Below are 15,947 nucleotides of genomic sequence, written 5' to 3' on the forward strand. Positions count from 1 at the left end.
CCCGATCCCCCACCGAGCCTCACACGGGCTCCGGCGGCGCGGTCCGACCGCATCGCAACACGGGCTCCACTGTCGCTGCCTGATCCCCGACCGAGCCCCGGCGGCGGTCGTGCTCTCAGCCCGCGCGACCCGCCGTCGCGGGGTCGGGATCGACGCGACTGCGCTCGATCAGCGGCAGGGTGCGCAGCTGCCGTTCCAGATGCCACTGCAGATGCGCGGCGACCAGACCGCTGGCCTGACGACGCACCGAGTCGGGCACCTGCGCGATGTAGGCCCACTCCCCTTTCAGCAGGGCGACGAGCAGATCGAGCACCCCGGCGGCGGGCGTGCTCGCGCCGGGTGGGCGGCAGTGCACACACACCGCGCCACCGGCGGCGACGTGGAAGGCACGGTGCGGGCCGGGGGTCGCGCAGCGGGCGCACTCGTCGAGCGCGGGCGCCCAACCGGCGAAACCCATGGCGCGCAACAGGTATGCGTCGAGGATCAGTTCGTGTGGGCGCTTCTTGGCGGCGATGGCGCGCAGGGCGCTCGCGGTGAGCGCGTGCAGTTTCGGCGCGGGGGCGCGCTCCTCACCGGCGAGGCGTTCGGCGGTCTCGAGGATCGCGCAGGCGGTGGTGTAGCGACCGTAGTCGTCGATGATGTCGGCGGCGAACGCCTCGACGGTGGTGACCTGGGTGACGATGTCGAGCGTGCGGCCGGGATGCAACTGCACGTCGATGTAGGCGAACGGCTCGAGCCGGGCACCGAACTTCGACTTGGTCCGCCGCACTCCCTTGGCGACCGCGCGCACCAACCCGTGTTGCCTGGTCAGCAGCGTGACGATGCGATCGGCCTCGCCCAGCTTGTGCTGACGGACCACCACCGCCTCGTCCCGATACAACCGCACGCGCCCAGTCTTCCACGTCGCCACGACACCGCGGCCACGGACACGTCAGCTCTGCCTGAGCAGACCGGTGATGAGCAGCAGCAGCGACTGTTGGGTTTCGACACGGGCGCGGTCGGGGTCCTCGGCGTGCGCGACGATCAGCGACGCCTCGGTGATCGCGCTGAGCAGCAGCTGCGCGAGCACCGGAACCGGGACCGAGGGAACCAGGCCGGAATCGACGGCGCGCTGGAGTTCGGCGGTGAGCAGGCCGAGGCCGTGCCGGGCTTCGAACTCACGGAAGGCGGGCCAGCCGAGGACCGTCGGGGCATCCATCAGAACGATGCGCAGCATCTCCGGGCGGCCGCAGATATCGAGGAAGCAGGCCAGTCCGGCGGTCATCCCGGCGACGACGTCAGCGGGGTCGACGGCGGCGATCGCGCGCGCGATCTCGGCGGTGGCCTCGGTTTCGATCTGTTCCAGCACCGCCAGGAACAGCCCGCGTTTGTCGCCGTAGTGGTGGTGCAGGGCACCGCGGGTGACACCGGCGGCCGCCACCAACTGCTCGGCGGAGGTGCCCGCGAAGCCGCCCTCGGCGAACAGGTCACGGCCTGCCCGCTCGAGCGCGGTCCTGGTGGTGCGGGAGCGGTCCTCCTGACTACGGCGCTGCATGCAGCCGAGTGAACTCCACGATCAGTTCGGTGAGCAACTCCGGCTGGTCCTCGGGAAGGAAGGTGTAGGAATCGCCGACGGTGCGCAGACTCGCCCGAGGCAGGGCTGCGACCAAGCGCTGCGCCAGCGACATCGGGAACAGCTTGTCCTCGGTGGACCAGACCACGAGAACCGGCAGGTCGACCTCGGCGAATCGGTGCGCGGCGGCCAGCGTGTACCGAGCGTCCACACCCGCGGCGAACCGGCGCAGGTCCGCCCGAATCCCTGGGTCGCGGCGAGCAGGCCCCAGGTAGGACTCCGCGATCGCCCGGGGCAGTGCGTGTTTGGTCACCCAGCCGAAGGCAAGTGGCAGCCGCTGCGCGGGTCGCCAGCGCAACGGGGCGAGCAGCGCGGCGACGGCGCCCGGGAGCTTCGCCAGGCGGACCAGGGTGGTGAAGGGCTGCGGCGGGAAGACCTCGAAGCAGTCGACAGCGGCCAGGACGACGCGACCGATCCGCTCCGGGTGCCGGGTCATCAGGATCTGGGTGAGCGCGCCGCCGGTGTCGCTGGCGACGATCGTGACATCGGTGAGGTCGAGCGCGTCGAGGAATTCGGCGATCAGGTCGGCCAGGCCCACGGGGGTGAGGTCGGCTTCTGGCATCGGAATCGAGTGCGAGCCGAGCGGCCAGTCCGGGGCGAGGCAGCGGTGCCCGGCCGCGACGAGGCCGGGGATCACACCGCGCCAGAGATCGGCGTTGACGAGCAGGCCGTGGACGAACACGACCGGCGATCCGGTTCCGATGTCGTGATACCGGAGGCGCCCGGACGACAGCGCGAGGTCGGGTGCCGGGCCGAGTGCTGAGCTGATTCCCATGGGGTCCTCCCCTGATCGAATGATTGGTCTCCACTGTTACATACATACTGAATGTATGTCTAGATGAATTACACCTAGGGTATGTGGACGAGTGACCAGTTGCGGGATACCGTCGAGCCACCTGCCCGCAGAGACGGAGTTCACATGTCCGCGCCCGACCGCATCGCGCCGCCACCGGCCGACCTCGGCCTCGCCGAACTCGCCTCGGCCCTCACCCACGGCACCACCACCTCGGTGGCCGCCGTCACCGAGGCCCTCGACCGCATCGAGGCGTCCCAGCCGACGCTCAACGCCTTCCGTGTGGTGCGCCGCGCGGCCGCACTGCGCGAGGCCGCCGAGGCCGACGCTCGGCTGGCCGCCGGTGTCCGACTGCCGCTGCTCGGAGTACCCGTCGCGGTCAAGGACGACACCGATGTGACCGGGGAGCCCACCGCCTTCGGCTGCGGTGGCGAGTTCGCGCGCGCGAGCGAGGACGCCGAATCGGTGCGCCGGTTACGGGCGGCGGGTGCGGTGATCGTCGGCAAGGCCAACACCTGCGAACTCGGTCAGCTGCCGTTCACCAGTGGCGCGGCGTTCGGCCACACCCGCAACCCGTGGGATCGCACCCGCACGCCCGGCGGTTCCTCGGGCGGGTCGGCCGCCGCCGTCGCGGCCGGAATGGTTCCTGCCGCACTGGGTTCCGACGGCGCGGGTTCGGTGCGGATCCCGGCGGCGTGGACCAACCTGGTCGGCATCAAACCGCAGCGCGGCCGCATCTCCACCTGGCCGCTGCCCGAGGCGTTCCACGGACTCACCGTCAACGGACCGCTGGCGCGCACGGTGGCCGACGCTGCCCTGCTGCTCGACGTCGCCGCAGGTCCGCACGAGGGCGATCTGCACACCCCGGCCCCGATCGACGCGCGCGCCGCGCTCGGTCGCGATCCGGGCAAGCTGAGAATCGCTGTCTCCCTCGCTATTCCGTTCACAGCGACCAAGACGGCCCTCGATCCCGAGATCGCCGCCGCCGTGCGCGCGATGGCGGGCACCCTGCGCGAGCTCGGCCACACGGTGACCGTCGCCGACCTGCACTACGGTCTGCTGATCGGCGCGTCGTTCCTGCCGCGCTCACTGTCGGGCATCAGCAAGGTGCACCGCGCCATGCCCGGCGCCGTCGTCGACCCGCGCACGACCGCCAACGCCCGCATCGGCCGCCTGCTCGACGGCCCCGCACTGTTCGCCGCGCGCCGCCTGGAACCGTTGCTGCACAAGCGGATCGGCGGGTTCTTCGACGACTACGACCTGGTACTGGCCCCCACCACCGCCACCCCTCCCCCACGCGCCGAAGACATCGACGGCATCGGCGTCGGCGCGACCAACAACCTCATCACCGGGGCCTGCCCGTACACCTGGCCGTGGAATGTCCTCGGGTGGCCGAGCGTGAACGTTCCCGCCGGATTCACCGACGACGGTCTCCCGATCGGCGCGCAACTGATGGGCACGGCCGACACCGAGCCGATGCTGATCTCGCTGGCCGCACAGCTGGAATCGGAATTGCGCTGGGAGCGCCACCGCCCGACACCGTGGTGGTGAGTCAGAGCGGGGCGTTCACCCACCAGCGGTTGTAGAGGTCGGTGCCGTTCGCCCCGCCGAGAACGACGATCAGGCAGAAGTTGCGGGCCGTGTCGTCGAATTGGATGCTCAGCGCACCGGCGACCGTACCGGGAACGCGGCCGGGGATGTCCTCGATGACGATCCGGCCCCGCCCCGACGGCCGCTCCCACTGCTCTTCCCTGGTCGTGAGGGCGTCGTCGAAGCTGCCCGCGGTGCCGGGCGCGCGATTGCCCTTGCACGCCACCGTCATCCGCTCGACCGGGTTGCGGTCGCCGTTGCAGCTGAGGGTGCCCATGTCGCCGAGCTGGTCCAGTGGAACTGGGTTGTATTCCTTGTCGATCGCGGCGCAACGGGTGCCCTGGTAGCCGCTGGCGAACGGCGACTTGGGGAGCAACTCGGGAAACGCGCGCACGATGTATTCGTGTGCCTTCCACGGTGATTCGGCGGCGGTCGTCGGGGCCGCCGATGTCGCGGCGACCTCGGGGGTCGTCGGTTCGTCACGGTTGAGGGCGACGATTCCTGCCGCGATCGCGGCGGCGGTGACCAGGACGGCCGCTCCGGCGACCAGCGGCCATCGCCTGCGCGGTGGGTCACCGGCCGGGCTGATGCGGGGCGTGGCCCACGGCTGCTCGGCACCTCGCGGACCACCCGACACGCTCTGCGCGACTCGCGGAACAACCTGCGCGCGTGCGTCGCCCGGCGCATCCGGCCGATGACCCTGTCCGCCGTGCGGCGTGCCCGGTGCGGCGCTCGAGACAGCGACCCCGGGTGACGCGCTGGGCCGTCCGCTCGGCGGATTTCGTGGCAGCACCGCCTCGGGCGCACCGATCCGCGCCGTCGGAGGCACCGGGGTGCCGAAAGCCGCGGCCGTGGCAGCCGCGAGGGCCCCGCAGCTGGCATACCGGTCGTCGGGGTTCTTGGCCAGCGCTCGGGCGATCACCGCATCGACAGCGGGTGGTAGGTGCGGATTCAGCTCGGTGGGCCGAGGTGGCGGCGCGGTCAGGTGCGCGTTGATGACGGCGGCGGGCGTCTCGCGCGGGAACGGTTTGCGACCGGTGAGCAGCTCGTAGAGCGTGCAGCCGAGCGAGTACTGGTCGGCACGATGGTCGACGGCGTCGAGCCGGATCAATTCCGGTGCCGCGTAGGCGAGGGTGGCCAGGAACACGCCGGACTCGGTCAACGCGGTGCCGTCGGTACCGGATTTGGCGATGCCGAAATCGGCGACCAGCACCCGCTCCGGTTCCCCCACACGCGATTCCAGCATCAGATTGGCGGGCTTGACGTCGCGGTGCAGCAGTCCGGCGCGGTGGGCCGCGTCCAGACCGGCGGCGGCTCCGGCGACGATGTGCAGAGTCAGCCGAGGATCGGGCACACCATCGCGCAGCACGGACGCGGCATCGGTGCCTGCCACGTACTGCATCGCGATCCACAGCGCGCCCTGGTCGATGCCGCGATCGTGCACAGCCACCACGTTCGGATGGTCGATGCGGGCCGCCAGTTCGGCCTCCCGGACGAACCGGGCCCGGAATTCGGCGGAGGCACTGTGCGCGTCGCTGAGCACTTTGAGCGCGTCCGAGCGCGGCAGACGCGGATGACGCGCGGCGTAGACGGTGCCCATGCCGCCGCTGCCGAGGACGCGCTCGATCACGTACCCGGCGAAGACCGCACCAGGGCGCAGCTGTTCGCTCACTCGGCCAGCTCCAGCAGGCTGTACTGGGCCGACGCCTTCTGTCGGATCTGCTGCTCGGTCGGCGCGAAGACGGTGGCGATATAGCGGCCGTGCAGCAGTGCGCACACGTACCGGACTTCCGGCTCGCTCCCCACCGCGCCTGCGTCGCCGCACCGGATGTCCTCGATGCCCGAGGGACCGGGCAGCAGCCGCAGGTCGGTCCAGCTGGTGATGCCGCGCTCGTAGGCTCGGCGCGCCTCGGTGGCATCGAAGTAGCGCTTGAGTCCGTCGAAGCCGACCAGTGCGAGGGCATTCGCCGAGGTCCGCTGTTGGCGGCTACCCATCAGAAAGGTCGCGTTGGGGCCGTACACCACGCCCCTGGCGTGCAGCACGCCCTTGCCACCTGCGATGTTGTCCGCGTCGACCAGCACCACCGCGGGCGACGACCACCGCCCCACCTTCTCCGGAACCATCCGGGCGAGCATGCCCTCACCATCGATCGGCAGGTCGGCGAACCGCTCGGGCGGCGTCGGCACGAAGCGGTCGAGCTCGGGCAACTGCGCGTCGAACGCCGCGCTGATCAGGGTGGTCAGCGCGGCGGCATCGGGGGTCGTGTGCACGGCGTACACGCTCACCACGAACGCGCCGTGGGCGATGGTGGCCGCCATGCTCGCCACCGTGGGACGCCAATGCGCCTTGGCCGCAGGGTACTTCGGAATCGATACCGCGACATTGTCGGCGCTGACCGCCGCGTCGGTGGCGTCGAGTCCGGCCGCCGCCGCGGTCGCCGCGGCTGCGTTCGGCATGCGCAGAGCCAGCACCGTCAGCTGCCGGGTGTGGGCGGTGTCGGTCCCGGCGACGAGGAAACCGGCGAGCATGCCGTGTTCGGTGAGCACGGCACGTGCCTGTTCGGACAGCACGCCCGACACCTTGGCCGGGGTCGGCAGCGGAACGGCTTCCTTGTCGGGGGGCGGGACCGACAGCGCGGAATCGGCTTTGGCCGGATTGACCATGACCTCACCGATCCGGAGCGACTCGATCACCCGGCCCGAGTATTCGGTCCCCGGTGGCGCCGTCAGCGGAACATGCTGGTAGTGCCCGTAGTCCAAGGTGGCGAGGTCGACGCGGACCGGCTCCGCGCTCCCGGATACCTGGCAGCCGGTCACTGCGGCGGCCACGAGCACAACGCCGAGCAGACCACTGGCCAGGCGCGCGTCACAGCGGCGCATCGGGCCACCACCTCTCGCGCAGTTCGGCGCCGTCGGCGCCGCCGACGACCCTGATCCGGCAGAACGACCTGGCGGCATCGTCGAAGTAGATCGACAGGTTACCGACGACACCACCGTCCAGATCGGTGTTCCTGCCCCAGTGCAGATTTCCGCTCCCGGACGCGCGCCGCCACTCTTCGCTGCCCTCCACCGTGTCCGTGCTCGGCGGCACCAGCATCAGCGAGCGATCGGTATTGCACTCGAGGGTGACCGATACCGCCGGGTCGCGGTTGCCTTCACAGCGCATCCGCGCGAACGGCGCGAGTGTGTCGGTCGGGATGTGATCACCCTTGTCGTCGATCATGTAACAGGCACTCATCTCCTGGTACCCGACACCGAGTTGATAGGCGGGCAGCAGGTCGGGAAACAGGTCAGCGACGAAGCTGTAGACGCCCCACGCGGTCGCGGGTGGGAGCGGTGGTGGCGAGGTGGTCACGTCGGCATTCGTCGACGACTCGGTGCCGCCGCCGGTCCCCAGCATCGCGGCCGTGACGATGCCGACGACGAATACCGCCGCCACCGCGATTCGGAAACCACGGCGGCGGACGAGCCGGGCGAAGGGGGTGCGCCGTGGCAGCAGCACCGCCGCGAACGGATCGTCGGGGAAGGAGCCCGCGCGCGACTCCCCCACTGCCGCGCCGAATGGCGGGAGCGGTGGTGCTGAGCTCGGCAGCGAAGCGGAAGTGGGCGCCGCTGGCTCCGATGACGCGGACCCGTGCATCGCCTCGCGTGCCGCCGCGGCCAGCGCACCACACGAATCGAACCGTTGGGCCGGGTCTTTGGCCAGAGCCCGCGCGATCACCGCGTCGAAACCCGCCGGAAGTCCTGGCCGCAGCGCCGACGGCCGCGGCGGCGGTTCGTGCAGATGGGCGTACATCACCGCGGCGGGCGTCTGCCGGGGGAACGGCACCGAGCCGGTGAGCAGCTGGAACAGCGAGCAACCGAGCGCGTAGACATCGGCACGCAGATCGACGCGCTCGCCACCGAGTTGCTCGGGCGACACGTAGGACAGGGTCGCGGTGAATCCACCGCCCGCGGACAGCGTGGCGGTGTCCTCGGCCCGACGGGCGATGCCGAAATCGGTGACCAGTACCCGGTCCGGTTTGCCCGGATCCTCGGCCACCAGAATGTTGGCGGGTTTCACATCACGGTGCAGCAGTCCGGCGCGGTGCACCGCGTCGAGTCCACGCGCGGCCTCGCCGATGATGTGGACCGCCCGCGCGGGATCGAGCCCGGTGGGGGTGCGCCGGACGAGTTCGGCGGCGTCGGCTCCGGCGACGTACTGGGTGGCGATCCAGAGCTTGCCGTCGACCTCGCCGCGATCGCGCACGGCGACGAGATTCGGATGGGTGAGTCCGGCGGCCAGTTCGGCCTCGCGCAGGAACCTGGCCCGGAACTCGGTGTCGCCCGCGTGGTCGTCGGCGAGGATCTTGATCGCGTCGTGGCGGGGCAGTCGCGGATGCTTGGCCAGGTAGACGGTGCCCATGCCACCGCTGCCGAGGCGTCGCTCGATCAGATAGCCCGCGAACTCCGCGCCCTCGGCAATACTCACCGCCCGAACTCTCCCACGCTCCATTCTGCCGGGACCCTTCCGACAGACACCCGGTGCCACGGCACCGGACGATCGCCACCCACCGAGCGGGTTCGGCGACGATGTTCGAGTGACTATAACAACATGAATCAGGCTGTGCGGGGCCACGATCACGACCCCAGCACGCTATCTGCCGGGTTCGCGCCAACTTTCCAGATCGCTCTTGGTCCCCGCCGGACACCCGTCCTGACCTGGCTGGCGCGGGAACATCATCAGGCACCGCTGCGGGCCGTTCCCACCCACGGCGGTCGTGACGAGCACCGCGATCGACGACCCGTCGGCCACCCGCTTGGTGGAGAAACCGAGGGTTCCGGTGACGCCGCGATAGTCGGCCTCGCGCAGCTGCACCGCGATCGCGGTCCGGTTGGGCGGCTGGTCGCCGAGTACGCCTCGGCTGGCACGCACCGCCTGCAGGAACAGCCCGCTCACGTCGAAGGCGAGGCCGGTCCGGTCGCCTGCCCACGTCGGCTGGTATTCGGTCATGTCGGGGTAGGCGCGCAAATCCTCGATGAGACCGGCGAGCTCGGCACACAACTGTTCGTGTTCGAACGGCACCGGCCGGTCGCCGAGTTTGCCGACGCCCTTCACGCAGTCGGCGCCGCCGAGCATCACCGGTGCCGCTTTTGCCACGTAGCGGACGGTCAGATTGGCGGGCAGGGCGATGGTCGCACGCGGATCGGTGATCAGTCTCGTCACCGCGTCGTTGCCGAGCAGTGCCGGGCCGTCGCCGCTGATGCACCCGCGGCTGAGCGCCTTGGCGAAGGTGGGGAAGTCGTCGTTGCGGCCCGCGAAGAACAGCAGTTCGCGCCGGTCGAAGGACTCCGCCTCGCACGGTGCGGGCAGACCGTAGAGCTCCTGCTGGGCGCGCCAGCTCGTACTCCGGTGCGTCACACCGCGTTCGGTGAGCTCACTCTGGAGGTCTTCGACCAAGGTGGTCACGTACAGATCGTCGGGTGCTTCGGGGTGGTAGATCGTGACTTTGTCGTAGCGCGGAGTTCCGTCGTCGGCGCGCGCACCCTGCATGTAGTCGGCGACCAACTGGGCCTGGACCGCATTGCTCGGCGCCGCCTGGAAATACAGCGGCGATGCCTGCTCGAGCCCGTCGGCCGACAGCGTCGTCGCGACCGCGGGCACACCCAGTTCACCCAATCGGGTGATGGCCCGGCGGGTTTCGTCGGTGCTGCGGTCGATGCCGACCACACCGAGCACACTCGAGTCGTCGGCCACGAGCGGGCGCAGCTTGTGCTCGACGACCCAGCGGGCGTGGCGCATGTCCGAACCGCCGTTGGCGACGACAACGCGCAGCAACGGTTCCGACTCGTCGGAGGCGAGCAGCGCCCGCCGCTGCTGCACCGCGAGTCCGGCCAGCTCCTCGACCTGCGCGTGCGGGTAGCGCACATTGGTATCGACGTAGCTGAGTCCGGCGAAGTACACCAGTGAGACGAGCGGCCGGTTCGGGTTGCTCGCCTGCGCGCTCGCCGCCGCCTCGTTCAGGCGGAACACCTCGCGCTGCATGGCCGACAGTTCCGGGTCGTCGGCGAAGGTCTGGGCGACGTTGTCGCTGTAGCCGACACACTCGCCGTCGACCAGGCTGACGCTCACCCCCGTCGTCCACGGCCAGTGCGAACACGACGCGCCACGCAGCGGCGGGAAGTAGACCAGGGCGGCGGCCACCGCCAGCACGATCGGGATCAGCACACACAACCCGACGAACCAGCTGCGCGAGGCCATCGGCGGTGCGGGCGGCAACGACTGTCCGCGGAAACGGGGATCACCCACGCGCGGGGTGGAATCCGGCGGAATCAGCGCTCGTAGCGGCAGGAACCAGGCGTCGGCCTGGCGGTGGGTCCGCCTGCTGTCGATCTCCCTGATCCAGATCTGCAACGGGTCGGGTGGTTGTGCGGTCGGCTGATCGGCGAGGCTTTCCAGCGTGCGCAGGGTGCGCAGGTCACTGATGTTCGACAGCTCCCCCACCTCACGCGACGGGCCCTCGTCGCGGAAGGCGACGACCACGAGGGGGTCGAAAAGGCCGGTCTCGTTGCGGATCTCGTTGATCCAGGTGAGGATGCGCGCCCCGTCACCGCCCTCGCTCAGACCACCGAGCAGCGCGACCGGATAGGCGGTGCGCCGCCAACTCGACGGCCGCCAGATGCGGCGACGATAGGCGTCGCGCAGGTCCTCCAGGAAGGCGTGGATCAGGAGTTTGGCGACCTGTTCCTCGTTCTCGTCCACCCGGTGTGAGGCGGTGAGCCGGGCCGCGAAACCGAGGAAACTGCCCGACAATTCGGGCGCGAGGTAGCGCTGGTGCAGGAACCAGCGGGTCACCTTCGACATGCCGGGAATGCGTCCCGACACCCACAACCACAGCCGCAGGATCGGCCACAGCGCGAAGACGCCGAAGATCAACTGGGAGAACATATCGCCCGCAACACCTTCGGCGGTGTCGGAACGACTCGTCGGGCCGCCGCTGCGCAGCAGTTTGGGCAGGCGCCTGCGCAGTTCGTCCGGCGCCTCGGATTCGTCGGAGGTGACGCGCTGTCTGGTCAGCCAGTCGGCGGTGCGGTAGCGCGGGAACTTGATGGCGCCCATCGCGGTGTCGTCGGTCGCGAAACCGGCGACCAGGTGCTGGATGATCGGCAGACAGTGGTCCGGGATCTCCTGGTCGTCGGCGTGCGGACCGGCGTTGAACGCGTTGACATCCGGGCTGAGCCGGGTGGGCGGCAGATCGGGAGCGTGCAGGTCGATCCTGACGCGCGGGGTGGCCCGCCTGCCACCGGACTCCCCCAGCCAGCTGTAGAGATCGTTGACCAACGCGGTGTGGCCCTGTAAGCCGACCATTTCGACGATCGGCCGTGGCAGGGTGCGCCTGCCGTGCACCAGCGTGCGCCACACGCGCGGCCGGGTGTCGGGGATTTCCAGCGCCCGCAGCAGTTCCAGCAGCTTGCCGACATCGTTGGCATCGGGCACGTCCACGCCTCCCCGGGGTGATCAGCGAACAACGCCGATCACAACCGGCGCGTTCGCCGAACGATACCCCGAACCACCGACGCGCAAACGGTCAAAAACCCAGCTTCCCCAGCTGTTTGGGGTCGCGCTGCCAGTCCTTGGCGACCTTCACGTGCAGATTCAGGTAGATCCGGGTGCCGAGGATGTGCTCGATCTGCTTGCGGGCGTTGGTCCCCACCTCCTTGAGGCGAGAACCGTTCTTGCCGATGATGATCGCCTTCTGGCTCGGCCGTTCCACGTACAGCAGGGCATGCACCTCGAGCATGTCCTCGTTGGCCTCGTAGGGCTGGATCTCCTCGATCACCACGGCCAGCGAATGCGGCAGTTCGTCGCGCACACCTTCGAGGGCGGCCTCGCGGATCAGCTCGGCCATGAGGGTTTCCTCTGGCTCGTCGGTGATCTCGCCGTCGGGGTAGAACGCCGGGCCCTCGGGCATCTTCGACGCGATCACGTCGACGAGCACCTCGACCTGCTCACCCTTGACCGCCGACACCGGAACCACCTCGGCCTCGGGACCGAGCAGTTGCGACACCGCCATCAACTGGTGGGCCACCTGATCGCGACTCACCTTGTCGATCTTGGTGACCACGCCGAGCACGGTGGTCTTGGGCGCCATCTGCTTGATCTGCTCGACGATCCAACGGTCGCCGGGGCCGATCTTCTCGTCGGCCGGGATGCACAGCGCGATCACGTCGACCTCGGAGTAGGTGTCGCGCACCAGGTCGTTGAGGCGTTGTCCGAGCAGGGTGCGCGGACGGTGCAGGCCCGGCGTGTCGACCAGGATGAGCTGGGCGTGGTCGCGGTGCACGATGCCACGGATGGTGTGGCGCGTGGTCTGCGGACGGGAGGAGGTGATCGCGATCTTCGAGCCGACCATGGCGTTGGTCAGGGTCGACTTCCCGGTGTTGGGGCGGCCGACGAAACAGATGAAGCCGGACCGGAATTCCTTGTCAGCCACCGCGCACCTCGCTCAGCACGGCACCGGAACGATCGGTGTGGATCACGGCGGCGCCGGGCGACACCTCGCGCACCGCGTCACTGCCCGCGTCGGCCTCGCTCGCGCCGACCACAACGGCCGCCTCGAAACCCTCGGCGCCACTGGAGATCGCCGCGGCGACGGCGGCCTGCAACGCGGTCAGGCGCAGCGCGGTGAGGTTCACCTCGCCCGCGGCGTAGGTGCGGCCGTCGGTGTCACGCACCGCCGCCCCGCTCGCACCGCCCGTGCGGCCGAGCGCGCCACGCGCGAGTACCAGCAGTTTGTTGTCCTCTGCGTCGAGTTCACTCATCGGTCTCTCCGTTGTCTGCGGGCACCGTCACCGGATCGGTCTCGGTCGATGCCTCGTCGGGGCGACCCGTGCGGGCCTTGTCTGTCTTCTTGTCCTTGTCGGCCGAGCGGCGCACCAGCACGGTGTTCACCCGCATCCGCCCCCGGGAGTCGGCGCCGCCCTCGCCGCGCAGCACCAGGCCGTGCACGGTCACCTTGGAACCGGGCAGCGGAACACGGCCGAGCTCGTGGGCCAGCAGACCACCGACGGTGTCGACATCCTCGTCGTTGATCTCGAGTCCGTACAGCTCGCCGAGGTCCTCCACCGACAACCGAGCCGACACGCGGTAGCGGCCCTCGCCGAGGTCCTCCACGGGCGGGGTCTCGTCGATGTCGTATTCGTCGGCGATCTCACCGACGATCTCCTCCAGCACGTCCTCGATGGTGACCAGCCCGGCGATGCCACCGTATTCGTCGACCAGCAGGGCCATGTGGTTGCGACGGCGCTGCATCTCGTCGAGCAGCGCGTCGAGCGGTTTGGAATCCGGGATGAACACGGCCGGGCGCATCACCTCGCGCACCGCCACCTTGCGCGCGCGATCGGCATAGGGCACAAGGTCTTTCAGGTAGACGACGCCGAGCACGTCGTCGACGTTCTCGCCGACCACCGGGATGCGCGAATGCCCCGAGCGCACGGCCAGCGACATCGCCTGGGCGGCGGTCTTGTCGTTCTCGATCCACACCATCTCGGTGCGCGGCACCATCACCGCGCGGGCGGCGGTGTCGCCCAGTTCGAAGACCGACTGGATCATGCGGCGTTCGTCGTCGGCGACCACGCCGCGCTCACGGGCCATGTCGACCACTTCGCGCAGCTCGATCTCCGAGGCGAAGGGGCCGTTGCGGAACCCCTTACCCGGGGTGATCGCGTTACCGAGCAGGATCAGCAGTCGGCTCACCGGGCTCAGCACCGCACCGATGATCTGCATCGGGACGGCGGCGGCCAACGCGATCGAATAGGCGTGCTGACGGCCGAGGGTTCGGGGGCCCACCCCGATCACCACATACGAGACGACGACCATCGACGCGGCGGTGACCAGCAGCGCCGTCGTCGGGCTCCACAGCTCCAGCGTCGCGGCGGCCAGCAACACGGTGGCACTGATCTCGCACAGGATGCGCAGCAGCACCATCAAGTTCACATAGCGGGGGCGGTCGTCGACGATCTTGCGCAACCGTGCGGCGCCCGGCCGTTCCTCGCGGACCATGTCGTCGAGCCGCGCGCGTGACACGGTGTTGAGGGCGGAGTCGACACCTGCGAAGACACCACCGAGCCCGATCAGCCCGATGGCGAGCAGGATCTGCACCATCGAGGTCACGCGGGGCCCAGCGCGTCACCCGGTGCGGTGAAGCCTGCCTTACCGAGCAGCCGGGCATCGCGCTCGGCCAATTCGGCGCGCAGTTGCTCCTCGCGCAGGCTCTGATACCACTCCTCGAGCAGCTGGGCTTGCAGCGCGAACATCTCCTTCTCCTCCTCCGGCTCGGCGTGGTCGTAGCCGAGCAGGTGGAGCACGCCGTGCACGGTGAGCAGGGCCAGCTCGTGGTCGAGCGAGTGATCGGCCTTCTGCGCCTGCCCCATGGCGAACTCGGGGCACAGCACGATGTCGCCGAGCATCGACGGACCGGGCTCGGGGCTGTCGGGGCGACCGCCCGGCTCGAGTTCGTCCATCGGGAACGACATCACGTCGGTGGGGCCGGGCAGGTCCATCCACCGCACGTGCAGGTCGGCCATGGTGTCGAGATCGACGAGCACCATCGACAATTCGGCGGCCGGATGCACGTCCATCCGCCCGATCACGAAACGCGCGACGCTGACCAGGTCTTCTTCGGGGATGTCCATACCCGATTCGTTGGCGATCTCGATGCTCACCTGTTCAGGGTACGGGCCGAGGGGGCGAGTGCATCGCACCGCCCTACGACGCGACGTCACGAGTACGACGCGTCGTAGCGACCGACATCATCGCAGCGTGCGACTGGTAACTAGCGGCGATCCGCTCGGCCCGCTGCCCGGCGTTGGGCCCGGTTGCCCGGGTAGTGCGGAGCGGGGACCGCGCGGGTCTCGGACTCGAAGCGGTCGTAGGCGTCGACGATGTCGGAGACCAGCCGGTGCCGGACCACATCGGAGCTGGTGAGTTCCGAGAAGTGGATGTCATCGATGTCGGTGAGGATCTCCGAAGCCGCCCGCAGACCCGAGCGCTGCCCATTGGGCAGGTCGACCTGGGAGACGTCGCCGGTGACCACCATCTTCGAGCCGAAGCCGAGACGGGTGAGGAACATCTTCATCTGCTCGGCCGTGGTGTTCTGCGCCTCGTCGAGAATGATGAACGAATCGTTGAGGCTGCGACCACGCATGTACGCCAGGGGCGCGACCTCGATGACACCGGAGGCCAGCAGCTTCGGGATGGCTTCCGGGTCCATCATGTCGTGCAGGGCGTCGTAGAGCGGACGCAGGTACGGGTCGATCTTGTCGTTGAGCGTGCCGGGCAGGAAGCCCAGCCGCTCACCGGCCTCGACCGCGGGCCTGGTCAGGATGATGCGGGTCACCTGCTTGCTCTGCAGCGCCTGCACCGCCTTGGCCATCGCCAGGTACGTCTTACCGGTACCGGCCGGACCGATGCCGAACACGATGGTGTTCGCGTCGATCGCGTCGACGTAGCGCTTCTGGTTCAGTGTCTTGGGCCGGATGGTCTTGCCGCGCCGCGACAGGATGTCCAGACTCAGCACCTCGGCGGGCGATTCGGACACGCCCGAGTCGGTGAGCATCGAGACGGTGTGGCGGACCGCTTCGGGCGTGATCACCCGGTTGCGGCCGGTCAGCGCGACCAACTGCTCGACGACACGCTCGGCCAGAGCCACATCGGCGGCCTTGCCGGTGATGGTGACGGTGCTACCGCGCACGTGGATGTCGGCCGGAAGCAATTGCTCGAGCTGACGAAGGTTCTGGTCGGCCGAGCCGAGGAAGGGGAAAACGGATTCGGGGGCGAGTTCGATGCTGGAACGCACGGTTCGCGCCGCCGGGGATGCTCCGTTGCCGTCGGTGCCGACGCCTGGGACGGGGAGGGTGGGATCGCCGATCTCGCCTGTGTTCTTCAAAAGTGGCTATAGCCTGCTTCCGGTC

General features: G+C 69.4%; 13 protein-coding genes. 1 reads left to right on the top strand and 12 read right to left on the bottom strand.

The features are described from left to right. Positions 1–115: 115 nt before the first annotated feature. Genes recO through NC7_RS16705 form a run of 3 tightly spaced genes read right to left on the bottom strand, consistent with a single transcriptional unit; the run spans position 116 to position 2,387 of the window. A complete protein-coding gene (recO, locus tag NC7_RS16695) occupies positions 116–886 on the bottom strand; it encodes a DNA repair protein RecO (protein WP_067984121.1) in 771 nt (256 codons plus the stop codon). A 45-nt stretch (positions 887–931) separates the two neighbouring features. Continuing rightward, a complete protein-coding gene (locus tag NC7_RS16700; RefSeq protein WP_067984123.1) occupies positions 932–1,534 on the bottom strand; it encodes a TetR/AcrR family transcriptional regulator in 603 nt (200 codons plus the stop codon). After that, positions 1,521–2,387 (bottom strand): alpha/beta fold hydrolase, encoded by an 867-nt coding sequence (locus tag NC7_RS16705; RefSeq protein WP_067984125.1) that lies wholly within the window; start codon positions 2,385–2,387, stop codon positions 1,521–1,523. The genes NC7_RS16700 and NC7_RS16705 overlap by 14 nt, the downstream gene beginning before the upstream one ends. 144 nt (positions 2,388–2,531) lie before the next feature. On the opposite strand from NC7_RS16705, the gene NC7_RS16710 reads away from it, so the two are divergent. Then, the gene (locus NC7_RS16710) at positions 2,532–3,956 is read left to right on the top strand and encodes an amidase (protein ID WP_067984128.1); all 1,425 of its coding nucleotides are present in this window, start codon (positions 2,532–2,534) and stop codon (positions 3,954–3,956) included. Between the two features lies 1 nt (position 3,957). Here NC7_RS16710 and NC7_RS16715 read toward each other — a convergent pair whose 3' ends face one another. From NC7_RS16715 to NC7_RS16755, 9 genes are all read right to left on the bottom strand, one after another. Further along, the gene (locus tag NC7_RS16715; protein WP_067984130.1) at positions 3,958–5,667 is read right to left on the bottom strand and encodes a serine/threonine-protein kinase; all 1,710 of its coding nucleotides are present in this window, start codon (positions 5,665–5,667) and stop codon (positions 3,958–3,960) included. Then, complete coding sequence (locus NC7_RS16720) at positions 5,664–6,875, bottom strand: DUF7373 family lipoprotein (RefSeq protein ID WP_067984131.1); 1,212 nt, start codon at positions 6,873–6,875, stop codon at positions 5,664–5,666. Before NC7_RS16720 ends, NC7_RS16715 begins: the two co-directional genes overlap by 4 nt. Beyond that, positions 6,862–8,466, bottom strand: coding sequence for a serine/threonine-protein kinase (locus tag NC7_RS16725; protein ID WP_067984132.1), 1,605 nt, complete (start codon positions 8,464–8,466; stop codon positions 6,862–6,864). Before NC7_RS16725 ends, NC7_RS16720 begins: the two co-directional genes overlap by 14 nt. Before the next feature lie 165 nt (positions 8,467–8,631). Further along, a complete protein-coding gene (locus NC7_RS16730) occupies positions 8,632–11,478 on the bottom strand; it encodes an ABC transporter substrate-binding protein (RefSeq protein WP_236573537.1) in 2,847 nt (948 codons plus the stop codon). Positions 11,479–11,563: 85 nt separating this feature from the next. After that, entirely contained in the window at positions 11,564–12,469 is a 906-nt protein-coding gene (gene era, locus NC7_RS16735; protein WP_067984134.1) for a GTPase Era, read from the bottom strand. Then, positions 12,462–12,797 carry a cytidine deaminase-like protein gene (locus NC7_RS16740; protein ID WP_067984137.1) on the bottom strand — a complete coding sequence of 112 codons (336 nt, stop codon included), beginning with the start codon at positions 12,795–12,797 and terminating at the stop codon, positions 12,462–12,464. Before NC7_RS16740 ends, era begins: the two co-directional genes overlap by 8 nt. Next, the gene (locus NC7_RS16745; protein WP_067984275.1) at positions 12,790–14,139 is read right to left on the bottom strand and encodes a hemolysin family protein; all 1,350 of its coding nucleotides are present in this window, start codon (positions 14,137–14,139) and stop codon (positions 12,790–12,792) included. Before NC7_RS16745 ends, NC7_RS16740 begins: the two co-directional genes overlap by 8 nt. Positions 14,140–14,144: 5 nt before the next feature. Beyond that, entirely contained in the window at positions 14,145–14,699 is a 555-nt protein-coding gene (gene ybeY, locus NC7_RS16750; RefSeq protein WP_067984139.1) for an rRNA maturation RNase YbeY, read from the bottom strand. Positions 14,700–14,809: 110 nt separating this feature from the next. Then, positions 14,810–15,904 carry a PhoH family protein gene (locus NC7_RS16755; protein ID WP_067984277.1) on the bottom strand — a complete coding sequence of 365 codons (1,095 nt, stop codon included), beginning with the start codon at positions 15,902–15,904 and terminating at the stop codon, positions 14,810–14,812. Positions 15,905–15,947: the final 43 nt, after the last annotated feature.

This window comes from Nocardia caishijiensis NBRC 108228 (assembly GCF_001612825.1).
Classification (GTDB): domain Bacteria; phylum Actinomycetota; class Actinomycetes; order Mycobacteriales; family Mycobacteriaceae; genus Nocardia; species Nocardia caishijiensis.